This window comes from Kitasatospora sp. MAA4 (assembly GCF_029893355.1).
Classification (GTDB): Bacteria; Actinomycetota; Actinomycetes; order Streptomycetales; family Streptomycetaceae; genus Kitasatospora.
Map to the genome: position 1 here is coordinate 1 of NZ_JARZAI010000024.1, position 20,557 is coordinate 20,557.

Sequence of the window (20,557 nt, forward strand, 5' to 3'; positions counted from 1 at the left end):
TCTGGCGTTGACTTTTGGCACGCTGTTGAGTTCTCAAGGAACGGACACTTCCTTCGAACTGCCTTCGCAGTATCTCCGGGCGCTTCGTTCGTTCTTCGATCAGCTTATCAGACTTGTTTCACCCCGTTTTACCGGAGTTTCACTTTCCCGACTCGCTTTGCCGCCCCTCTCGGTGCGACTCCGGAACTGTACGGGGATCCGCCCGCCACAAGCAAATCGTCCCTCCCCGGACTCCCGGGAAGGGACGATCGGCACGTCAGAACAGGTACGACGACCCTAGGCCGTGCGTCCCATCTCCTCCTTGATGGCTTCCGCGAAGGCGTCGATGTCCGCCTCCGTGGTGTCGAAAGCCGCCATCCAGCGGACCTCGCCGGTGTGCTCGTCCCAGAAGTAGAAGCGGTACCGCTTCTGCAGCCGCTCGCTGACCTCGCGCGGGAGCAGCGCGAAGACGGCGTTGGCCTGGACCGGGCGGACGATCGTCACGCCGTCGATCCCGCGCACCGCCTCGGCGAGCCGGGTCGCCATCGCGTTGGCGTGGCCGGCGTTGCGCAGCCAGAGGTCACCGGTGAGCAGGGCCTCGAACTGCACGGAGACGAAGCGCATCTTCGATGCGAGCTGCATCGACATCTTGCGCAGGTACTTGATGTTCCGGACCTTCTCCGGGTTGAGCACCACCACGACCTCGCCGAACAGCAGGCCGTTCTTGGTGCCGCCGAAGGAGAGCACGTCCACCCCGGCGTCGGTGGTGAACTCGCGGAACGGCCGGCCCAGCGACGCGGCGGCGTTGGCCAGGCGCGAGCCGTCCATGTGGACGAGCATGCCGCGCTCGTGCGCGTGCTCGCAGATGGCCCTGACCTCCTCCGGCGTGTAGAGGGTGCCGAGCTCGGTGCTCTGGGTGATCGAGACCGCCAGCGGCTGCGCGCGGTGCTCGTCGCCCCAGCCCCAGGCCTGCTGGTCGATCAGCTCGGGGCTGAGCTTGCCGTCCTCGGTGGGGATGGTGAGGAGCTTGATTCCGGCGACCTTCTCCGGCGCGCCGCACTCGTCCACGTTGATGTGCGCGCTGCCGGCCGCGATGACCGCGCCCCAGCGCGGCAGCAGGGCCTGGAGCGAGACCACGTTGGCGCCTGTCCCGTTGAAGACGGGGTAGGCCTCGGCCTGCGGGCCGAAGTGGGCGCGGAAGACGTCCTGGAGGTGCTCGGTGTACTGGTCCTCGCCGTACGCGACCTGGTGCCCGTCGTTGGCGAGGGCTATCGCGGCGAGGATCTCCGGGTGGACGCCGGCGTAGTTGTCGCTGGCGAACCCGCGCACGGCGGGGTCGTGCCGCCGCTGCGCGTCCGTGGGGTGGGTCATCGGGCTGTCAGCCACTGGTGCTGTCCGTTCAGTTCTGCCGCGGGGCGGGACCAGAGGTCCGCCAGGGTGTCGGCCAATTCGGCGGTTTCGGTGTAGCCGGTGAACTTGGCCTCCGGCTTCTCGGCCCGCATCTCAGGACTGAGCAGGGCCTTGATCACCAGGATGACAGCCGCCGCGGTCGGGACGCCGTCCGCCTGGGTGGTCTCCTTCACGAAGGAGTTGGCCATCGCCAGGGTCCAGGCCTCGGTGGCGGCCTTGGCGGCCGCGTAGGCGGCGCCGCCCGAGGTGGGCTTGTGAGCAGCAGAAGCTGAGATCATCGCGAACCGGCCGGCCTCGCTGCGCAGCAGGGCTGGCTGGAAGGCGAGCGAGGTGTGCTGAAGCGTGCGGACCACGGTGTCGTGCAGGAAGTCCCAGTCGTCGATGCGCGACTCGTGGAACGACTTGGCGCCGCGCCAGCCGCCGACCAGGTGGAACAGGCCGTCGACCCGGCCGTGCTCGGCCTCCAGGTGGTCGGCCCAGTCGTGCACCTCCTGCGGGTCGAGCAGGTCGATGACCTGCCCGCTGATCTTGGCGCCGGGGACGCCGACGCGTACCGCGGCGATCGCCGCGTCCAGGCGCCGCTGGTCGATGTCCGCGCCGATGACGGTCGCGCCGCCGGCCGCGAGGCGGCGAAGTGTGGCCTGGCCGGCCGGGCCACTGGCGCCGGCGACCGCGATGACCTTGCCGTCGAGAGTGCTCATGCGGCGACCTCCTGGATACCGGCGCCGGTGATGCCGGTGGTGGCGGCGATGACGCCGCTCAGCTTCTTGGACAGGGCTTCGAAGAACATGCTCAGCGGGAACTCGTCCGGCAGCACGGCGTCGCACAGGGCCTTGTTCAGCGCCTTGCCGTCGGCCGTCGCCAGCGGGAGGGCGGACGGCCCCTTTGCCCAGGTGGAGGCCGGGTGCGGGGTCAGGTACCGCGAGACCAGCTCGTAGGCGGCGATCCAGTGCGCGGTCTTGGGCCGGTCGATGCCGGCGCGGTAGAGCGCCTCGATCTCGCCGCAGAGCGCGTTGGTGACCTCGGCGACGCGGTCCCAGTCGATGCTCAGGCGGTTGTCGCGCCAGCGCAGCGCGTCGTGCTTGTGCAGGTAGGCGAAGAGCAGCTGGCCGCCGAGGCCGTCGTAGTTGCGCACCCGGTCGCCGGAGACGGGGAAGCGGAACATCCGGTCGAAGAGGATCGCGTACTGGACGTCGCGGCCCTGCTCGTAGCCCTCGGCCTCCAGGCGGACGGCCTCCTTGAAGGCGGTCAGGTCGCAGCGCAGCTCCTCGAGACCGTACATCCAGAACGGGCTGCGCTGCTTGATCATGAAGGGGTCGAACGGCAGGTCGCCGTGGCTGTGGGTGCGGTCGTGGACCAGGTCCCACAGGACGAAGGTCTGCTGCGAGCGCTGCTGGTCCTCCAGGAGCGCGGCGGCGTCCGCGGGGATCTCCAGGCCGAGGGTGGCGACGGCGGAGGTGGTGACGGCGCGGAAGCGGGCGGCCTCGCGGTCGCAGAAGATGCCGCCCCAGGTGAAGCGCTCGGGGGCCTTGCGGACGGCGACGGTCTCGGGGAAGAGCACCGCGGAGTTGGTGTCGTACCCGGCCGTGAAGTCCGTGAAGGTGATCGGGACGAACATCGGGTTGTCGAAGCGGGTCCGCTCCAGCTCGGCCAGCCAGTCCGGCCAGACCACGCTCAGCAGGACGGCCTCCAGGTTGCGGTCCGGGTTGCCGTTCTGCGTGTACATCGGGAAGACGACCAGGTGGTCGAGACCGTCGACTCTCTCGGCCGCGGGCTGGAAGGCCAGCAGCGAGTCCAGGAAGTCGGGCTCGCGGTACCCGGTGTCGGCCCACTTGCGCAGGTCGGCCTGGACAGCCTCCAGGTAGGCCGCGTCGTGCGGGAAGTGCGGCGCCAGCTCGCGGACGGCCTCCAGGACGGTGCTGACCAGCGGGTCGACGGTGTGCCGCTGGACGGCGGCGAGGTCGATCGAGCCGTCCTTGGACTGGAGCGGGCGCAGCGCCTCGACGGCCTGCTTCAGCCGCTGCCAGGCGGGGTGGTCCTTGGAGAAGGCCGCTGGGAGGTCGGTCGCCCCAGCCAGCCTCGGCGAAAGATTCTGCACAGGAGACCTACTTCCACAGGAGTAACTGAATCAAGGACACGATAAGGACGAAAGGTTCTCCTGTTCAAGTCGTGTTCTGTGAGAAATTCTGTACGCAGCGTGTCGTCCACCGGGAAGCCTTCCGGTCGTCGGCCTCCCCTCCCCCTCTCCGAGTGAACCCGCCGGACCTGCCCCTCGCCAGGCGTGCAACGGGCTGCGCGCTGAACGGCGCACCTCCGTACGCCCCTGTGCGCGCCCTGCTGGCGGGGCCGCCGAGCGGTGATCGTGGTCGGTATCCCCGTACCGGCGGCGAAGAGGGGGGCCGATGTACGGACCAGCCGTTCTCAGCTGGTTGCTCGCGGCGGTGGCCGCCGTCGCCGGAGGGCTCTGCCTGCTCCGGATGCGCGCGACGGCCGCCGGCCGAGCCGCGCCCGGGACCGGGGGTCCGGACGGACTGGGTCGCGAGTCCGACGCGGCGGAGGCCGCGATGGGCCTGGGCATGGCCGCGATGATCGCGGCCGGCGACCGTCTGCCACCGCCCCTGTGGGCCTGGCTCTTCGGGCTGCTGGCCGCCGTCTCCCTGCTGGCCGCGGCCGGTGGCGGGACGGCCCGGGTGCGGGCGCACCGCCTGCACCACAGCGTCGGGGCGGTGGCCATGGTCTACATGACACTGGCGATGGGCAGCGGACGCCCGCACCCGGGCATGGCGATGCCGATGGGCGCAGCGGTCGGCCTGCCGGCGGTCACCGGCCTGCTGCTGCTCTACTTCGGCGGCTACGCGCTCTGGACGGGCAGCCGTCTGCTCACCGTGACCGGCCAGCACCACGGCGCCGGGCCGGCGGGCTCCCTGCTCGGCGCCGGCGGCCTCCCCAAGGCGTGCCGACTCGCGATGGGCGTCGGGATGTTCGCCATGCTGCTGACCCTCTGACAAGCGCAGGGCGGATGCCGGTGCGTGGCGTTGGTCACTGCGGCGTTGAAGCGGTTCCACGGCGCCCGCGGAGCGCCTAGGTTGAGCCGCAGCGTTACTTGCGCCTTCTCTCCCCTGGGGAGCCCCTGCCATGACGGCCCTGCTCGGCCTGCTGCTGCTCGGTGTGCTGCTGTCCACCGCCGGGCCGGCCGTGCTGGCGCGTGCCCGCTGGGCCGAGCGCGAACCCGTCCTCGCCCTGTTGGTCTGGCAGTGCCTGGTGGTGGCCGTCCTGCTGTGCTGCGTGCTCAGCCTGCTGCTGGCCGTCTCGGCGGCGCTGCCGCAGGTGCGCTCGCTCTTCTTCTCGGGCGCCCCGCACGGGGTGGAGGCCGCCTACGGGCTGGCCGGGGCCGAAGGCTGGGGCCGGTTCTGCGCGGCACTGCTGGCGCTCGGCGGGCTGCGGACCGCGCTCTCGCTGCGCCGGGAGGTCCGCTCGGCACGAGCGTTGCGCGACCACCGGCACGCCGAGCTGTCGCACCGCGCACCGGAGTTGCCGGCCGGCATCGGCGCGCTGCCCACTGAACGCGAGCGGCTCATCGTGCTGGAGAGTCTGCGGCCCGAGGCGTGGTCCCTGCCGGGGCCGGGCGCCCGGCTGGTGGTCACCACCGGCGCGCTGCACCGGTTGTCGGACCGGGAGTTGGCGGCCGTCCTGAGCCATGAGCGCGGCCATGTCCGGGCCCGGCACCACTGGCTCTCGCAGTGCGCCCAGGCGCTGGCGGCCGGCTTCCCCGGGGTCGGGGTGTTCAGCGCCTTCCGGGACCAGGTGGGCGAGTTGGTGGAGCTGGCGGCGGACGACCGGGCCGCCCGCCGGCACGGGCGGCTGACCACAGCCCTGGCGATGGTCGAACTGAACGCCGAGCGGGGGGTGTTCGAGCTCTCCTGCCCCGGGCAACTGGCCCAGGCCCCGCGCCGGGTGGACCGGCTGCTGGCCGGCGAGCCGCGACTGACGGCGCTGCGGCGGCTGCGGCTGACGGTGGTCGGGCTGGCGGCGCCGGCCGCGGTGGTGCTGCTCGCGGTGGCGCCGGGGCTCAGCGCGCTGCACTGAGCAGCCGCAGCTGTTCTCAGGTGGGCTGACGGGCTGTCAGCGTCCGTTCCAGGACCGCGCGGTGGAGCGGACGGGCGGCCTCGTAGCGCTCGCGCCCGGCGTCCGACAGTGAGACGTAGATGCCGCGCCGGTCCAGCTGGCACATCACCCGCTCGACCAGTCCGGCCTTCTCCAGCCGGCCGATCAGCCGGGAGAGCGCGCTCTGGCTGAGGTGCACCGTCTCGGCGAGCTCCTGGACGCGCAGGTTCGCGCCGTCCTGGCCGGGCACCGCCTCGGCGAGCCGTTCCAGCACCTCGAACTCGCTCATGCCCAGGCCGTGGTGCTCGCCCAGCTCGCGATCGAGCGCACAGGTGGTGGCCGCGTGGCGGGCCAGCAGGTCACGCCACTCGCAGACCAGGGAAGCCGTCTCAGCCGAGTCAGGTGTAGACACATCCGCATGCTACCACATGCATGAGCACTATATGTGTTCACATTATAGTTACTTGCATTGAGTGCACATGCATGTAATCTCTGCCCATGACCACAGCGCCGCTCGACGGAACAACCACGCGCCCGCACCGACCTGTTGACGAACCATCCGGCCCGCAACGCTGGAGCCCACGGCTCTGGGGCACCCTCATCGTTCTCTGCACCGCCCTCTTCCTGGACGCGCTGGACGTCTCGATGGTCGGCGTCGCACTGCCGTCCATCGGTACCAGCCTCAGGCTCTCCACCTCCACCCTGCAGTGGGTGGTCAGCGGCTACGTGCTCGGCTACGGCGGGCTGCTGCTGCTCGGCGGACGCGCGGCGGACCTGCTGGGCCGGCGCCGGGTCTTCCTGCTCGCCCTCGGCGTCTTCGCCGCCGCCTCGCTGCTCGGCGGCCTGGTCGACAACGGCGGCCTGCTGATCGCGGCCCGCTTCCTCAAGGGCGTCAGCGCCGCGTTCACCGCACCGGCCGGCCTCTCCATCATCACCACCACGTTCGCCGAGGGCCCGGCCCGCAACCGCGCGCTGTCGATCTACACCACCTGCGGCGCGAGCGGCTTCTCGCTCGGCCTGGTGCTCAGCGGCCTGCTCACCTCGGCCGGCTGGCGCTGGACCTTCCTGAGCCCCGTCCCGGTCGCGCTGATCGCGCTGGTCTTCGCGATCCGGCTGATCCCCCGCCCCAAGGCCGCCGAGCGCGGCTCCGGCGGCTACGACGTGGCCGGGGCGATCACCGGCACCGGCGCACTCCTGCTGCTGGTGTTCACCGTCACCGAGGCGCAGAGCGCCGGGTGGGCGAGCCTGCGGACGATCGGCTCGCTGGTGGTGGTGGCCGTGCTGGGCGCGGCCTTCCTGCTGATCGAGACGCGCACCGCGCACCCGCTGGTGCGGCTCGGGATCTTCCGCAACGGCAGCGTGGCCCGGGCCAACGTGGCCGGTCTCACGATCATGGGCAGCTACGCGGGCTTCCAGTTCATCGCCACCCTCTACCTCCAGCGGCTGCTCGGCTGGTCGGCCCTGGAGATGGCCTTCGCCTTCCTGCCCACCGGCGCGCTGGTCGCGCTCTCCGCCCCCAGGATGGGCGCCATCGTCGACCGCTTCGGGACCAGCAGGCTGCTGCCCGCCGGATCGCTCGCCCTGCTCCTCGGGTACGCGCTCTTCCTGCGAATGGACGCGCACAGCTCCTTCCTGGTCCTGGTGCTGCCCAGCATGCTGCTGCTCGGCATCGGCTTCGCGCTGGCCTTCCCGTCGGCGAACATCGCGGCCACCGACGGGGTGGCCGACGACGAGCAGGGGCTGGCCTCGGGGTTGGTCAACACCGCCTTCCAGGTGGGCAGCGCCCTGGTGCTCGCGGCTGCCACCGCCGTCATCACGGCCGGCAGCCACGGCGGGACCAGCCCGCAGGCCCAACTCGCCGGCTACCGCCCCGCCTTGCTGCTGGTCACCGGCGTCGCGCTGATCGGCGTGAGCGTCACGGCGATTGGTGCCGTGCTGGACCGCCGGCGGGCCGCGGCCGTCCCGACCGCCGCGGTGCCCGACTACGACTACAGCCGGGCCGCCGGCCCCGGCACGCCGCAGGCCGCGCCGCTCGCCGAGGCGGCGGACCGGGTCTGACCCGTCCGCGTCGGGACCGCGTACGTCGTGCCGGCGCCCGCCGGGCAGCCCCCTGCGCTGCCCGGCGGGCGGCGGACTCACCAGTCCCCCCGCGCTGGTGAGGCCGCTGCCGGCTCCGTACCGGGCCGGCGCATGCTCCCAAAACGGGCGAATGCCATCGGCAGCCCGCTTCGAGAAGTATATTGGCCTGGAGCCAATCAACGTACGGAGCTGACACGATGGCACCTCGCGGGGAATCGGTCAACGAGGAGATGCGCCGTCGCTCACGTGTACGCATCATGCGGGCCACTGTGGACCTCGTGGACCAGCGCGGATACGCCGCCACGACGCTCGCGGACATCGCCGAGGAGGCCGGACTCGCCCGCGGCCTGGTGTCGTACTACTTCGAGGGCAAGCGGCTGCTGATGCAGGCGGCGACCCACCGGCTGATGCACCTTCGGCTGGCCGAGGAGCTGGGCAGGCTGGCGCCGAACGCCGCCGCCCGCGAGCGGCTGGCCTGCGTGATCGACACCGTGCTCAACCTGGCGATGGACCACCCGCGGGTGATGCGCTCGCACCTCGCGCTGATCCTGGACCCCGATGTCGGGGGCTTCGTCCAGGATCCCGAGCAGCAGCAGCTCGGCGCGATCCTGCAGGACGTCCTGGCGGGTTGGGGCGTGGCCGAACCGGCCGCCGAACACGCGCTGCTGCGCAGTGCGTTGATGGGCGCCTGCATCGGCCTGCTGCTGCCGGGGGCGCCGACGGCGCTGCCGCCGATCCGGGCCGACCTGTTCGCCCGCTACGGCCTCGCCTGGGAGCTGGGCACGCCCCCGCAGCCGCAGGCGCCGCCCCGGCCGCAGCTGGCGCCCTGGCCGTAGCGGCCAGGGGCCGTCAGCTCTCGGCCAGGATGGTGGTGAGCAGGTCGATGGTGCGCTCCGGGGTGAGGCTGTCCACGCAGAGCCGCTCCATGACCTGGACGTAGGCGTCCACATCGTCGCGCTTGTCCAGGTAGAGCGCGCTGGTCAGCTGCTCCAGGTAGACCACGTCGGCGAGGTCCTGCTCGGGGAAGCGCAGGATGCTGAACGCGCCGCTCTCCCCCGCATGGGCACCGAAGCGGAACGGCATCACCTGGATCACCACGTTGGGCTGCTCGGCGACGTCGATCAGGTACTGGAGCTGACTGCGCATCACCTTGGGCCCGCCGACCGGTCGGCGCAGCGCCGCCTCGTCGATCACGGCCCACAGGCGCGGCCCCTGACCGTCCGTCAGAAGCCGCTGGCGGCGCAGCCGGAGGCCGACCATCCGGTCGATCTCCTCCTCGCTCAGCACCGGCCGGCTCTGCCCGAAGACCGCCCGGGCGTACTCCTCGCACTGCAGCAGGCCGGGAATGAACTGCACCTCGTAGGTGCGGATCAGTGCGGCGGCCTCCTCAAGTCCCACGTAGGTCTGGAACCAGCCTGGCAGCACGTCGTTGAAGCTGTGCCACCAGCCGGACTTGTTGGCCTCGCGGACCAGGCCGAGCAGCGACTCGCGCTCCCCGCCGTCCTCGACGCCGTACAGGCTGAGCAGGTCGGCGACGTCGCGCTCCTTGAAGCTGACGCGGCCGAGCTCCATGCGGCTGATCTTCGACTCGGAGGCGCGGATGGCATAGCCCGCGTCCTCGCGGGTGATGCCATGGCTCTCGCGCAGTCTGCGCAGCTGGGAGCCCAGGAGGATCCGGCGCACCATCGAGCCGCCGCCGGGCTGAACTGTGGTCATGCCGTGGAAACCTCCGACTCGGGAAAACAGCGCACAGTCTGCCATCAACTGGGCGCTCACAGTGCCTGTAGTGGCAGATGGATCTATCAATTCGGCATCGGCACGTCCATCGGCACATCCATCAGCACGGTCAGATGCACGTGCATCCGGCTTCTGCATATGCCAATAGTGCGACTGCACGTGAATCGACTCTTGCATCTGCCGTGAGCGCAGAGCACGATGGTGCACGTGCACATGCACAACCCCTGAGACATCCGCGGGCTTCGCCGTCGACCCCACGCGCGACTTCCGCACACCTGCCGGGCGCGTTCCCGCGTGTCCGGATCGTTGTGCGGCGATCGTGTCGGATCGAGGCGACGGCGCAGCGGCCGAGCGAGTCGGAGGTGACCGGCATGACCCCGCCGGGTCCAGCCGTGTCCGCCCCCTTATGGGAGGAGCTCTTCATGGGCACCGGTACGGCCTTGGCGGTCGATCCCGACGTCGTCACCTGTACGCTCGCGCCTCGCTACGAGGCCGTCAGAACGGCCCGCGACTTCGCCCGAACCACCCTGCGGCAGTGGGGACTCGACGATCTCTTCGACGATGTGGCCCTGGTGGCCTCCGAGTTGGTGACCAACGCGCTGCGGCACGCGATCGGTGAGCCCACCGCCGCCGACCTGCGGACCGGCTGCAGCCCGTCCCGCATCGCGCTCCCGGCCCAGCCGGGGCCCGCGCAGAGCCTGGACAGCCGGCTGCCGATCCGAATAAGCCTGGTGCACCGAGCACCCCAACTCGTCTGCGCGGTGAGCGATCCCAGCAGCGACGGACCGGTGACCCGGGAGGCCGACTTCGTGGCCGAGTCCGGGCGGGGCCTGCACCTGGTGGACTCCTTCAGCCGCTCGTGGGGCTGGCACCCGCTGGCCGGGGCCGGCAAGGTGGTCTGGGCGCTCTTCGAGGCCGACGACGCGCCGGCCACCGGGTCGGAACACTCCCTCGACCCCGCGTCAGCCGGACGCCACCGCCGGTCGGCCTAGGCGCCCCCGCCGTGCAACGAACGCCGCGCCCGTGCGCGGCGTTCTTTTGTTTCCCGCGTCCCACCCGACCCACGGGCAGGGCCGCGCCCCACGGCCGGCCCCCGGCAACGCCGAACGCCGTCGCGGCACCTTCCCCCACGACGGCGTGTCACCCGCCGGCACGCTCAGCCGACCAGGTGGTCGAACTCCCCGTCCTTCACGCCGAGCAGCAACGCCGCTATCTCGGCGCGCGTGTAGATCAGTGCCGGGCTGTCCGGGAAGCGGGAGTTGCGCATGGCGACCTCGCCGCTCGGGAGTGCCGCGAGCTCCACGCAGTTCCCCTTCGAGTTGCTGTACTGGCTCTTCTGCCAGACCACGCCATCGAGGTCCGCAGCCGCCATGCCGTTGTACGTGTGGTGCATAGAAATCTCCCAAGAGCCTGGAGTGCTCGTACCGCTCGGCGACCGCCCGCTCCGTCCGCCGGCCGCCTTCCGGCTCGTGCGGGCAGGGCTGATGCCTCACTTGTCGTGATGATAACTCCAGTGCACGTGCATCGGCATGTGATTTTGCGCGTGCACGCGCTTGTACGGGACGTGACAATCGTTGGCGCCTCGGGTTCACCTGACGGTGCGTAAGTGGACATATGATCACTATTCAGGCAGGAGCCGGTGACCGGCCGTTGATCGCGAAGCATGCGGCACACGAACGGAGCGCGGCCGGGATGGCGATCAAATGATCAACAGTGCAGCGAATTACTCACGCACCGTCACATCGCCCAGGGCGAACGGGAGACTTGATGGCATATGTCTCATTTGTCGGGCAGATGAGGGGGGCCAGGACTGCTGTGGTGGCAGCCGAATGCGGACGACACCCTCCAATGTCCTACGATCTCGCCATGAGCACTGCTGCCACCCCGGGCGCACCACTGCCCGTCCGCACTCCAGGCTCCCGTGCGAGGGGGCGCCACCGTCGGCCCGAGCGGCCGGAGGTGCCGACCGGCGCTCCCGGCCTGGTGCTCGCCGTTCCGGCCGCGACGACGCCCGAGGCGTTCGCCGTGGTGGAGGAGATCCTCTCGGTGATCCGCGGCGAACAGCCGGGCATCGCCGTGGCCGCCGGTCTGCTGACCGTCGCCGAGGCCGATGCCGACGCTGACGCCGTGGACGGCGGCGCGCCGCAGGAGGACGCCTTCGACGCCCTGGACAGCTTCGTGAGCTTCGGGCTGCCGTCCATGGACCGCTCGCTGCCGAGCGTGGCCGAGCTGATCGCCGCCGAGGTCGAGGCGGGGCTGCCCGCCCCGGTGCTCGTCCCGCTGCTGACCGGCCCGCACGACTGCCTGACGGTCCTGCACAAGCTGGCCGCCGAGAGCGGCGCGACGGTGACCGACGTGCTCGGCCCGCACCCGCTGCTCGCGGAGGCGGTGCACGTGCGGCTCTCCGAGGCCGGCCTCGCCCGCGCCGACCGCGCCCGGCTGTTCGCCATCGCCACCTCGGCCGACGGCGTGGTGCTGACCACCGCCGGCGGTGAGGAGGCCGCCGCGGCGGCCGAGATCACCGGCGTGCTGCTGGCCGCGCGCCTCGCGGTGCCCGTGGTGGCGGCCGCCCTGGACGTCCCCGGTGCCGTGCTGGCCGCCGTCGAGCACCTGCGCGCCACCGGCTCGCAGCGCCCGGCGCTGGCGCCGCTGGTGATCGGCCCCGAGGTGGACGCCGAGCTGCTGCTGGCGGCCGGCGAGGAGACCGGCTGCCCGAGCGCCGAGGCGCTGGGCGGCTACCCGACCATCGGTCAGCTGGTGGCCGCCGGGTACCTGGCCGCGGTGGGCGCTGTGGCCGCGGCGGAGGCCGAGCAGGCCGAGGCCGACGAGCAGACGGAGCAGTAGAGCAGCACCTCACGACCCGTAGGACCTGTGGGCCGGTCAGCCGCCGAGCGGACGACCGGCCCACAGTCATATCCGCGCAGGGACAGAACGGACATAGCGCACTTCTCGGGCCCCCGGCGAAGCGTCAGACCGCCCGGCGGGCAAGCCCGGGCGAGGAGTCCTTGGTCCCGAGCCAAGGTCACGAACCGGCCACGGCCGGCGCGGGCGACCCGCCCGCGAGCCGGGATCGGAGGGCTCGGGCCGGATGCGACGTCAGCTGACCTCGGAGCTGAGAGGGCGGCAATTCCGTTGCCGGCGCGACCGGTTGCCGGTGATGGAACGGACCCGAACGACCCTTTCCGCAGACGGCCAGTCAGTTGATCTCCCCCCTGATGCAAAAGGGGCCACTGAGGCCGGTGTGACCGGCGTCACAGGTGTTTGCGGTTTCAACTTAAGTCTGTCTAACGTGCTCCCGTTCGTGGTCACACGGACCCAGCAATCCGGACGCCGAATCCTGCCACCGGACCACTGGCACGCAAGCACGCACCACGGCAGGAGCGGGGGAACCAGGTAAGCCGCCCCGGGCCGGTCCTCGGACCGACGACCCGGAGCTAGGGGTGAAGCCGTGCTCAGCACGGCCGGGCAACTCCAGCCCGAATCCGACAGCTCACCTCGTAGGCGTAGGAGAGGAACGCGACTTCATGCTGCCCATCACTGGTACGAACCGCTCGACCCGCACCCGTCGCGTCATCGCCGCGACCGGCCTCGTGGGACTCGGCCTCAGCCTCCCGTGCATCACCGCCACCACCGCCTCCGCCGCCCCCGTCTCCACCTGGGAGAAGGTCGCCCAGTGCGAGAGCAGCGGCGACTGGAGCATCAACACCGGCAACGGCTACTACGGTGGCCTCCAGTTCAGCGCCTCCACCTGGGCCGCCTTCGGTGGCACCCAGTACGCCCCGCAGGCCAACCAGGCCACCGAGGACCAGCAGATCGCCATCGCCGAGAAGGTGCTCGCCTCCCAGGGCCCCGGCGCCTGGCCGGTCTGCTCCATCCAGGCCGGCCTGACCGCCGGTGGCGCCCCCGCCGCGGTCAACACCGCCGCCTCCTCGACCCCCGCGCCGGCCGCCCCGGCCGCGCCGTCGACCCCCGCCCCGGCCGCCTCCGGCCAGAGCAGCGCCACGCAGCACTCCGGCTGGCAGCACACCGCCGCCCCGGCGGGCGACGCCGACTACACGGTGGCGGCCGGTGACTGGCTCTCCAGCATCGCGCAGAGCCACCACGTCGACGGCGGCTGGCAGCACCTCTACGACCTCAACAAGTCGGTGCTGACCCACGGTCCGAACACCATCTACCCGGGCCAGCACCTCTCGCTCGGCGGCGCCACCGCCACCCCGGCCGCGGCACACCGCAGCGACTGGAACGGCAGCTGGAACGGCTCGACCACCCCCGCCCCGGCCGCTCCCGCGACCCAGGCCGCTCCGGCTGCTCCGGCCGCCAAGACCACCCCGGCCCCGGTCACCGGCAGCATGGCCGCCGCGGTCGCGTTCGCCGAGTCCAAGGTCGGCCAGGCGTACATCTACGGCGGCACCGGCAACGGCGGCTGGGACTGCTCCGGCCTGACCCAGGCCGCGCTGGCCCAGGCCGGGATCTCGATCCCGCGCGTGGCCGCCGACCAGGCCGCCGCCAGCACGCACGTCTCGCTGGACGCCCTGCAGCCCGGCGACCTGCTCTTCTGGTCGAACAACGGCGCCGACTCGGGCGTCTACCACGTCGGCATCTACGTCGGCAACGGTTCGTACGTCGAGGCCGCCAACCCCAGCGTGGGCGTCCACATGGAGACCATCGCCAACTGGGCGCCGGACTTCGCCGGTCGGGTCTGAATCACAACCCGCTGACACGGCTACGGCCCGCCTCCCCCTGGTTCAGGGGGCGGCGGGCCGTCCGTCGTGACCGGGCGTCACGGCTTGCTGGGTTCGCCGGCCACCGCGTCGTAGAGCCGCAGCCGCCGGCGCCGCGATTAGCCCGCGCGGTGCGTGTTGGCGCCCGTCGAGCCGCGCATCACCAGCTCCGGCTGGAACATGAACTCGCCGCGCTGGGCCGAGTTCCCGCCGACCTCCTCCAGCAGGGCGTCCACGGCCGCGGTGGCCATCGCCTCGACCGGCTGGCGGATGGTGGTGAGCGGCGGCTCGGTGAAGGCGATCAGCGGCGAGTCGTCGAAGCCGACCACCGAGACGTCCCCCGGCACGCTCAGCCCGCGCTGGCGCACCGCGCGGATCGCGCCGAGCGCCATCATGTCGCTGCCGCAGACGATCGCCGTGCAGCCCCGGTCGAGCAGCGCGCCGGCCGCCGCGTGGCCGCCCTCCACGCTGAACAGCGTGTGGTGCACCAGCGCCTCGGCCTCCTCGGCGCTCTTGCCGAGCACCGACTGCATGGCCGCCGTGAAGCCCTCGATCTTGCGCAGCACGGGGACGTAGCGGCGCTGGCCGACCGCCAGGCCGATCTGCTCGTGGCCGAGCTCCGCCAGGTGCTGGACCGCCATCCACATGGCGGCGCGGTCGTCCGGGGAGATGAACGGCGCGGCGATCCGCTCGCTGTAGCCGTTGATCAGCACGAACGGCACCTGGCGGCCGGTCAGCTTGGCGTACCGGTCGTGGTCGGCGGTGGAGTCCGCGTGCAGGCCCGAGACGAAGACGATGCCGGCGACCCCCCGCTCGACCAGCATCTCCACCAGTTCGTCCTCGGTGGATCCGCCCGGCGTCTGGGTGCAGAGCACGGGCGTGTAGCCGTGCCGGCTGAGCACCTGCTCGATCACCTGGGCCAGCGCGGGGAAGATCGGGTTGCTCAGCTCCGGGGTGATCAGCCCGATCAGGCCGGCGCTGCGCTGCCGCAGGCGGGTCGGCCGCTCGTAGCCGAGCACGTCGAGCGCCGCAAGGACGGTCTGCCGCATGGTCGCGGAGACGCCTGCCTTGCCGTTGAGGACGCGGGAAACGGTGGCCTCACTGACCCCCGCCTGCGCCGCGATGTCCGAAAGTCGCGCCGTAGTCACGATCCCAGAGCCTATTGCAACCATGTCAGACCGCCCACCAGATGGTGCTGTTCGCTGCCAGAACCGTCTCGCCCTCCACCGCCACGGCCTCGGTGGAGGCCAGCAGGATGCGGCCCGGGGCCGTCATCCGGACCGGCTCGGCGCCGGTGTTGACGGTGCACACGAACGAGCCGGCCGCCGAGTCGCGGCGGAAGACCAGCACGTCGGCGGGGGCGTCCAGCCAGGTCACCGCCGTGCCGGCGCCGAGCGCCGGGTGCTCGCGGCGCAGCGTCAGGGCGCTGCGGTAGAGCTCCAGGGTGGAGGTCGGGTCGCCGGTCTGCACCTCGACGCTGAGTCCGGCCCACTCGGCGGGCTGCGGCAGCCAGCTGGGGCCGCCGGCGGTCGGGCCGAAGCCGTACGGCGCCTGCTCGCCGGACCACGGCAGCGGGACCCGGCAGCCGTCGCGGAAGCCGTCCTGGCCGCTGGCGCGGAAGAACGACGGGTCCTGGCGCACCTCGTCGGGCAGGTCGGTGACGTCCGGCAGGCCGAGCTCCTCGCCCTGGTAGAGGTAGGCGGAGCCGGGCAGCGCGAGCATCAGCAGGGTGGCGGCGCGGGCCCGGCGCAGGCCGAGTTCGCGGTCGCCGCGCTCGCGGATCTGGGTGCCGCCGGGCGGGTTGGCGAAGCGGGTGGCGTGCCGGGTGACGTCGTGGTTGGAGAGCACCCAGGTGGCCGGCGCGTGCACCGGACGCATCGCCGCCAGCGAGGTGTCGATCACCGTGCGCAGCTCGGCGGCGTCCCAGGAGGTGCCCAGGTACTGGAAGTTGAAGGCCTGGTGCAGCTCGTCGGGGCGCACGTAGTTGGCGGTGCGCTCGACCGTCGGGGTCCACGCCTCGGCCACCGCGATCCGCTCGCCCGGGTACTCGTCCAGGATCCGGCGCCAGGTGCGGTAGATCTCGTGCACGCCGTCCTGGTCGAAGAACGGCATCACGTCGTTGCCGAGCAGCTTGAGCTGGTCGTGGGAGCCGAGGTCGGGCAGGCCGGGGGCCTTCACCAGGCCGTGCGCGACGTCGACCCGGAAGCCGTCGACGCCCATGTCCAGCCAGAAGCGCAGGATCGAGCGGAACTCGTCGCCGACGGCCGGGTGGTCCCAGTCGAAGTCGGGCTGCTCGGGGGCGAACAGGTGCAGGTACCAGTCGCCGGGGGTGCCGTCCGGGTTGGTGGTGCGGGTCCAGGCCGGGCCGCCGAAGATGGACTCCCAGTCGTTGGGCGGCAGTTCGCCGTCGGTGCCCTGACCGGGACGGAAGTGGTAGCGGTCGCGCAGCGCCGAGCCCGGGCCCTCGCGCAGGGCGCGCTGGAACCACTCGTGCTGGTCGGAGGAGTGGTTGGGGACCAGGTCGACGATGATCCGCAGGCCCAGCGCGTGCGCGTCGCGGATCAGCGCGTCGGCGTCCAGCAGGGTGCCGAACATCGGGTCCACCGCGCGGTAGTCGGCCACGTCGTAGCCGGCGTCGGCCTGCGGGGAGGCGTAGAAGGGCGAGAGCCAGACGGCGTCCACGCCCAGGTCGCGCAGGTACGGCAGCCGGCTGCGGACGCCCGGCAGGTCGCCCATCCCGTCGCCGTTGGAGTCGGCGAAGCTGCGCGGGTACACCTGGTAGATCACCGCGTCCCGCCACCAGCCTCTCGGCTCACCGGAGTTCGCGTCCGCCGTGCCGAGTGCGGCGGCGGGTGCGGGGGCAGCGGCGGCAGGCCGGGAGGCGTCGGCCAGGTTCTGGGTCATGGACGGGATCCCTTGGGGACTAGGTGTCGCACCGGCCGCCGTAGCGGTGCGGCGGTGCGCGGCAACAGGCAGAGTACTGGGAGGGGCTGACGGTGCGTCAGGGAATTCGGGTCACGACTTCGCGGCACCTGCGGTCAGTCCGGTGACCAGGTGCTTCTGGACCAGGTAGAAGACCGCGGAGACCGGGATCGCGATCAGCACGGAGGTGGCGGCCATCAGGTTCCACTGGCTCTCGTACTGGCTGACGAAGGTGGTCAGGCCCACCGCGAGGGTGTACTTGTCCGAGCTGAGCATGAAGGTGGAGGCGAACGGCACCTCGGCCCAGGCGGTCAGGAAGGTGTAGAACGCGGCCACCGCCAGGCCCGGGCGGGCCAGCGGCAGGATCAGCCGCCAGAAGGTGCCGAACGGCGTGAGCCCGTCGACCCGGCCGGCCTCGTCGATCTCCACCGGGATGGTGTCGAAGTAGCCCTTGAGCAGCCAGGCGCAGTACGGCACCGCGGTGCTCGCGTAGACCAGGATCAGACCGCTGTAGGTGTCCAGCAGACCGAGGTTGGCCAGCGTGTAGTACATCGGCACGATCAGCACGGCGATCGGGAACATCTGGGTGATCAGCAGCGACCACATCAGCGGGCGCAGCCCCGGGAAGCGCATCCGGGAGACCGCGTAGCCGGTGGTGGCGGCGATCAGCACACCGAAGACGGTGGTGCCGCCGGCCACGATCAGCGAGTTGCCGAACCAGCTGAGGAAGTCGGTCTGGCCCAGCACCTTGCCGAAGTTGGCGAAGGTGGCCTTGCCGAGGATGTCGCCCGGGTGCAGGTAGTCGGTCTTGTCCGGGCCGAGCGCGATGAAGAAGAGGTACAGCACCGGGAAGACCGCGACCAGGGCGGCCAGGATCAGGATGCCGTGCGAGAGCGCGGCGGCGGCCGGGCTGCTCTGGCCGCGCGGGCGCACCCGGACCGCCGGGCGGGCGGTGGCCGCGACAGCCGTTGCGGCCTTGGTGGGGATATCGGTGGTGGTGCTCAACGGAGGCCTGCCTTCCATCAGATGACGCCCTGGTCGTTGCGCTTGAGCCAGCGCTGGTAGAAGGTCGTGAAGACGATCAGGATGGAGAGCAGGATGATCCCGTAGCTCGCCGACTGCGCGTAGTCGCGCGGCTGCTGGCCGAAGCCCAGCTGGTAGGCCCAGGTCACCAGGATCTGCACGTCCGGGGCGTTGTTGCCGAACAGCAGGAAGATGATGACGAACTGGTTGAAGGTCCAGATCACGCCGAGCAGGATCACCGTGCTGCTGACCGCGCGCAGGCCCGGCAGCGTGACGTAGCGGAAGCGCTGCCAGCCGGTGGCGCCGTCCATCTCGGCCGCCTCGTACAGCTCGGCGGGGATCGACTGGAGGCCGCCGAGCAGCGAGACCATCATGAACGGCACGCCGCACCAGGTGTTGACCAGGATCGCCGCGGCCTTCTGCGCCAGCGGGTCCTCCAACCAGCTGGGCTGGGGCAGGTGCAGGGCGCCGAGCAGGGTGTTGACCATGCCGCCGTCGGCCAGCATCAGGCGCCAGGAGAAGACGGTGACGAAGGTCGGCACGGCCCACGGCAGGATCAGCAGCAGCCGGTAGGCGGTGCGCCCGCGCAGCTGCCGGTTCATCAGCAGGGCGAGGCCCAGGCCCGAGCCGTAGGTCAGGGTGACGCAGATGACCGTCCACAGGATGGTCCACACGAAGTGCGACCAGAAGCGGTCGTAACTGCCCTGCCCCCAGAGCACGTCGGCGTAGTTCTGCAGACCGACGAACTTGAAGGTGTCGGGGATGTGGTTGACACCCACCGTGTGGCCGACGTTGAGGCTGTTGGCGTCGGTCAGGGTCAGGTAGATCCCGCGGCCGAGCGGGTAGGCGACCAGCACTCCGAGCACGATGACGACCGGCGCGGCCATCGCGTAGGCGTACCAGTGCCTGCTGTACGAGAGCTTGAGGCGCTCCACCATCTGAGACACACCTTTTCCAGAGGTCCGCAGCCTCGCTACGGCGAACGTGCTTGCTGTGCGGGTGGCCGCCCGGCCTGCGGTGCTCGCGGGCCGGGCGGCTGGAGGGGTTCCTACTTGCCGAAGCCCGGGAGGAGCTTGGCGTAGTCGGCCGCGGTGGAGTCCAGACCGGCCTGGGTGCTCTCCTGGTTCTGCAGGATCTTGCCGAGGTTGGTCCCGATCGAGGCGAACAGCGAGCTGTACTCCGGCAGTTCGGGGCGCGGCTGGGCGACCGGCAGGATCGCCTGGAAGCCGGCGATGCCCGGGTCGGCGGTCAGCGCGGGGGTGTAGGCGTCCGAGCGGGTCGGCAGGGTCGAGTTCTTCTGCGCGATCTCGGTCTGGCTGGTGGCCGAGGTCATGAAGGCGGCGAACTTCTCGGCGGCGGCCTGGTGGGCCGCGTCCGAGCCGGCGTAGACGGCGATGTTGTGACCGCCGGTCGGGGCGCCGGGCTTGCCGGCCGAGCCGGCCGGGACGGCGGCGATGCCGAGGTTCGTCTTGTCGGTGAACGCGGAGCCCTGGTAGATGTTGGTGATCTCCCACGGGCCGTTGATGATCGCCGCGACCTTGCCGGTGTTGAAGGCGTCCATCATGTGCGCGTAGCCGTCCGAGGTCAGGTCGGCCTTGACGGTACCGGGCGACGTGAACAGGGACTTGTAGGTCTCGACGGCCGCGGCGGCCTGCGGCGAGTTGATGGTGATCTTCTTCGCCGGGGTGTTCACCATGTCGGTGCCCTCGCCGAAGAGCAGCGGCATCGCGTAGTAGCCGTCGCCGGCCCGCATCTCGAAGCCGTCCACGCCGGTCTTGTCCTTGAGCGTGGCGGCGTCGGCCTTCAGCTCGTCCCAGGTGGTGGGGGCGGCGGTGATGCCGGCCTTGGCGAACAGCGCCTTGTTGTAGAGCAGGCCCAGGGTGTCGGTGACCAGCGGCACGCCGTAGGTCTTGCCCTGGAAGCTGGCCTGCTTGAGCAGGCTGGGCTGGAAGGCGGCGGAGTCGGCCAGCGCCGGGGTGCCGTCCAGCGGGGTGAGGTAGCCGGCCTTGGCGAAGGCGGCGGTCCAGCCGACCTCGGAGCGGAACACGTCCGGGGCGCCCTTGCTGCCCATGGCGGTCTGCAGCTTGTTCTGCGCCGAGTCGAACGGCACGTTGACGAAGTTCACCTTGATGTTCGGGTTGGCGGCCTCGAACTTCTTCGCCAGGTCCTGGTAGGTCGGCGCCTCGTTGGTGGCGTTCGAGGTGTCCCAGTAGGTGATGGTGACCGGGCCGTTGCCCGCGGTGGACGAGCTGGAGCCGCTGCTGCCGCAAGCCGCGAGAGAGACCGCGAGGGCCGCAACGAGGGCAGAGGCCGCGATGCCACGCCGCATGAGAACTCCTTGGAGGGGGTGGGGGTCCCGGGGATGGGTGGGGGACGCGCATAATGGCCGTCCCGTGCCGACCTGACTGGCTGGGCCGTCGGGCTTGTGCAGGAACGTAACAGCGATGCAATCGCTGCTGAAAGTCCTTGCAGCAAGTTTCTTGCAGGATTCCGGGGATCGTTACATCCGCGTGTCCGGAGAGTTGCCGAGGCGCGTCCTGCCGTCTTCGGGCCCTGCCGGCCCAGGAGAAATCGGGCTGTCC

At 71.1% G+C, this 20,557-nt stretch carries 18 protein-coding genes and 1 riboswitch; of the genes, 7 read left to right on the plus strand and 11 right to left on the minus strand.

The genetic code is table 11. From position 1 onward, the window contains the following. Nucleotides 1-276: 276 nt before the first annotated feature. From P3T37_RS27470 to P3T37_RS27480, 3 genes are read right to left on the minus strand one after another with little or no spacing between them, the layout of a single operon-like run. Nucleotides 277-1,350, minus strand: coding sequence for a low specificity L-threonine aldolase (locus P3T37_RS27470; RefSeq protein ID WP_280726589.1), 1,074 nt, complete (start codon nucleotides 1,348-1,350; stop codon nucleotides 277-279). Beyond that, complete coding sequence (locus P3T37_RS27475; RefSeq protein WP_280726590.1) at nucleotides 1,347-2,090, minus strand: SDR family NAD(P)-dependent oxidoreductase; 744 nt, start codon at nucleotides 2,088-2,090, stop codon at nucleotides 1,347-1,349. The genes P3T37_RS27470 and P3T37_RS27475 overlap by 4 nt, the downstream gene beginning before the upstream one ends. Then, nucleotides 2,087-3,466 carry a DUF6421 family protein gene (locus tag P3T37_RS27480; RefSeq protein ID WP_280726684.1) on the minus strand — a complete coding sequence of 460 codons (1,380 nt, stop codon included), beginning with the start codon at nucleotides 3,464-3,466 and terminating at the stop codon, nucleotides 2,087-2,089. Before P3T37_RS27480 ends, P3T37_RS27475 begins: the two co-directional genes overlap by 4 nt. Nucleotides 3,467-3,791: 325 nt before the next feature. Here P3T37_RS27480 and P3T37_RS27485 point away from each other — a divergent pair, with 325 nt between their 5' ends. Beyond that, nucleotides 3,792-4,394 carry a DUF5134 domain-containing protein gene (locus P3T37_RS27485; protein WP_280726591.1) on the plus strand — a complete coding sequence of 201 codons (603 nt, stop codon included), beginning with the start codon at nucleotides 3,792-3,794 and terminating at the stop codon, nucleotides 4,392-4,394. 130 nt (nucleotides 4,395-4,524) lie between these two features. Next, entirely contained in the window at nucleotides 4,525-5,475 is a 951-nt protein-coding gene (locus P3T37_RS27490; RefSeq protein WP_280726592.1) for a M56 family metallopeptidase, read from the plus strand. A 16-nt stretch (nucleotides 5,476-5,491) separates the two neighbouring features. Here P3T37_RS27490 and P3T37_RS27495 read toward each other — a convergent pair whose 3' ends face one another. After that, nucleotides 5,492-5,905: a MarR family transcriptional regulator gene (locus P3T37_RS27495; protein WP_280726593.1), complete on the minus strand. Its 414-nt coding sequence runs from the start codon at nucleotides 5,903-5,905 to the stop codon at nucleotides 5,492-5,494. An 86-nt stretch (nucleotides 5,906-5,991) separates the two neighbouring features. Here P3T37_RS27495 and P3T37_RS27500 point away from each other — a divergent pair, with 86 nt between their 5' ends. Together P3T37_RS27500 and P3T37_RS27505 are read left to right on the plus strand one after the other, a co-directional pair. Beyond that, nucleotides 5,992-7,551: an MFS transporter gene (locus P3T37_RS27500; RefSeq protein ID WP_280726594.1), complete on the plus strand. Its 1,560-nt coding sequence runs from the start codon at nucleotides 5,992-5,994 to the stop codon at nucleotides 7,549-7,551. A gap of 278 nt (nucleotides 7,552-7,829) precedes the next feature. Then, nucleotides 7,830-8,408: a TetR family transcriptional regulator gene (locus tag P3T37_RS27505; RefSeq protein ID WP_280726595.1), complete on the plus strand. Its 579-nt coding sequence runs from the start codon at nucleotides 7,830-7,832 to the stop codon at nucleotides 8,406-8,408. A 13-nt stretch (nucleotides 8,409-8,421) separates the two neighbouring features. On the opposite strand, the gene P3T37_RS27510 is transcribed toward P3T37_RS27505, so the two are convergent. Continuing rightward, a complete protein-coding gene (locus P3T37_RS27510) occupies nucleotides 8,422-9,288 on the minus strand; it encodes a helix-turn-helix transcriptional regulator (protein WP_280726596.1) in 867 nt (288 codons plus the stop codon). 443 nt (nucleotides 9,289-9,731) lie between these two features. Here P3T37_RS27510 and P3T37_RS27515 point away from each other — a divergent pair, with 443 nt between their 5' ends. Then, nucleotides 9,732-10,301: an ATP-binding protein gene (locus P3T37_RS27515; RefSeq protein ID WP_280726597.1), complete on the plus strand. Its 570-nt coding sequence runs from the start codon at nucleotides 9,732-9,734 to the stop codon at nucleotides 10,299-10,301. A gap of 164 nt (nucleotides 10,302-10,465) precedes the next feature. On the opposite strand, the gene P3T37_RS27520 is transcribed toward P3T37_RS27515, so the two are convergent. Then, nucleotides 10,466-10,702 carry a DUF397 domain-containing protein gene (locus P3T37_RS27520; protein WP_035804396.1) on the minus strand — a complete coding sequence of 79 codons (237 nt, stop codon included), beginning with the start codon at nucleotides 10,700-10,702 and terminating at the stop codon, nucleotides 10,466-10,468. Nucleotides 10,703-11,175: 473 nt separating this feature from the next. On the opposite strand from P3T37_RS27520, the gene P3T37_RS27525 reads away from it, so the two are divergent. Further along, nucleotides 11,176-12,153 (plus strand): hypothetical protein, encoded by a 978-nt coding sequence (locus tag P3T37_RS27525; RefSeq protein WP_280726598.1) that lies wholly within the window; start codon nucleotides 11,176-11,178, stop codon nucleotides 12,151-12,153. Nucleotides 12,154-12,627: 474 nt separating this feature from the next. Continuing rightward, nucleotides 12,628-12,826, plus strand: a riboswitch (cyclic di-AMP (ydaO/yuaA leader). 7 nt (nucleotides 12,827-12,833) lie between these two features. After that, entirely contained in the window at nucleotides 12,834-14,012 is a 1,179-nt protein-coding gene (locus tag P3T37_RS27530; RefSeq protein WP_280726599.1) for a transglycosylase family protein, read from the plus strand. A 137-nt stretch (nucleotides 14,013-14,149) separates the two neighbouring features. Here P3T37_RS27530 and P3T37_RS27535 read toward each other — a convergent pair whose 3' ends face one another. From P3T37_RS27535 to P3T37_RS27555, 5 genes are all read right to left on the minus strand, one after another. Next, nucleotides 14,150-15,202: a LacI family DNA-binding transcriptional regulator gene (locus P3T37_RS27535; protein WP_280726600.1), complete on the minus strand. Its 1,053-nt coding sequence runs from the start codon at nucleotides 15,200-15,202 to the stop codon at nucleotides 14,150-14,152. Between the two features lies 1 nt (nucleotide 15,203). Beyond that, nucleotides 15,204-16,934 (minus strand): glycoside hydrolase family 13 protein, encoded by a 1,731-nt coding sequence (locus P3T37_RS27540; protein WP_280726601.1) that lies wholly within the window; start codon nucleotides 16,932-16,934, stop codon nucleotides 15,204-15,206. 111 nt (nucleotides 16,935-17,045) lie between these two features. Further along, complete coding sequence (locus tag P3T37_RS27545; protein ID WP_280726602.1) at nucleotides 17,046-17,957, minus strand: carbohydrate ABC transporter permease; 912 nt, start codon at nucleotides 17,955-17,957, stop codon at nucleotides 17,046-17,048. Between the two features lie 17 nt (nucleotides 17,958-17,974). Continuing rightward, complete coding sequence (locus P3T37_RS27550; protein ID WP_280726603.1) at nucleotides 17,975-18,913, minus strand: sugar ABC transporter permease; 939 nt, start codon at nucleotides 18,911-18,913, stop codon at nucleotides 17,975-17,977. A gap of 110 nt (nucleotides 18,914-19,023) precedes the next feature. Then, a complete protein-coding gene (locus tag P3T37_RS27555; protein WP_280726604.1) occupies nucleotides 19,024-20,304 on the minus strand; it encodes an extracellular solute-binding protein in 1,281 nt (426 codons plus the stop codon). Between the last annotated feature and the right edge of the window lie 253 nt (nucleotides 20,305-20,557).

Bases quoted from the DNA above. Each gene is read 5' to 3' on its own strand.
- P3T37_RS27550 (WP_280726603.1), bottom strand. From the start codon at position 18,913: ATGGTGGAGCGCCTCAAGCTCTCGTACAGCAGGCACTGGTACGCCTAC.
- P3T37_RS27500 (WP_280726594.1), top strand. From the start codon at position 5,992: ATGACCACAGCGCCGCTCGACGGAACAACCACGCGCCCGCACCGACCT.
- P3T37_RS27490 (WP_280726592.1), top strand. From the start codon at position 4,525: ATGACGGCCCTGCTCGGCCTGCTGCTGCTCGGTGTGCTGCTGTCCACC.
- P3T37_RS27520 (WP_035804396.1), bottom strand. From the start codon at position 10,702: ATGCACCACACGTACAACGGCATGGCGGCTGCGGACCTCGATGGCGTG.
- P3T37_RS27470 (WP_280726589.1), bottom strand. From the start codon at position 1,350: ATGACCCACCCCACGGACGCGCAGCGGCGGCACGACCCCGCCGTGCGC.
- P3T37_RS27540 (WP_280726601.1), bottom strand. From the start codon at position 16,934: ATGACCCAGAACCTGGCCGACGCCTCCCGGCCTGCCGCCGCTGCCCCC.
- P3T37_RS27485 (WP_280726591.1), top strand. From the start codon at position 3,792: ATGTACGGACCAGCCGTTCTCAGCTGGTTGCTCGCGGCGGTGGCCGCC.
- P3T37_RS27535 (WP_280726600.1), bottom strand. From the start codon at position 15,202: ATGGTTGCAATAGGCTCTGGGATCGTGACTACGGCGCGACTTTCGGAC.
- P3T37_RS27525 (WP_280726598.1), top strand. From the start codon at position 11,176: ATGAGCACTGCTGCCACCCCGGGCGCACCACTGCCCGTCCGCACTCCA.
- P3T37_RS27475 (WP_280726590.1), bottom strand. From the start codon at position 2,090: ATGAGCACTCTCGACGGCAAGGTCATCGCGGTCGCCGGCGCCAGTGGC.
- P3T37_RS27510 (WP_280726596.1), bottom strand. From the start codon at position 9,288: ATGACCACAGTTCAGCCCGGCGGCGGCTCGATGGTGCGCCGGATCCTC.
- P3T37_RS27505 (WP_280726595.1), top strand. From the start codon at position 7,830: ATGCGGGCCACTGTGGACCTCGTGGACCAGCGCGGATACGCCGCCACG.
- P3T37_RS27555 (WP_280726604.1), bottom strand. From the start codon at position 20,304: ATGCGGCGTGGCATCGCGGCCTCTGCCCTCGTTGCGGCCCTCGCGGTC.
- P3T37_RS27530 (WP_280726599.1), top strand. From the start codon at position 12,834: ATGCTGCCCATCACTGGTACGAACCGCTCGACCCGCACCCGTCGCGTC.
- P3T37_RS27515 (WP_280726597.1), top strand. From the start codon at position 9,732: ATGGGCACCGGTACGGCCTTGGCGGTCGATCCCGACGTCGTCACCTGT.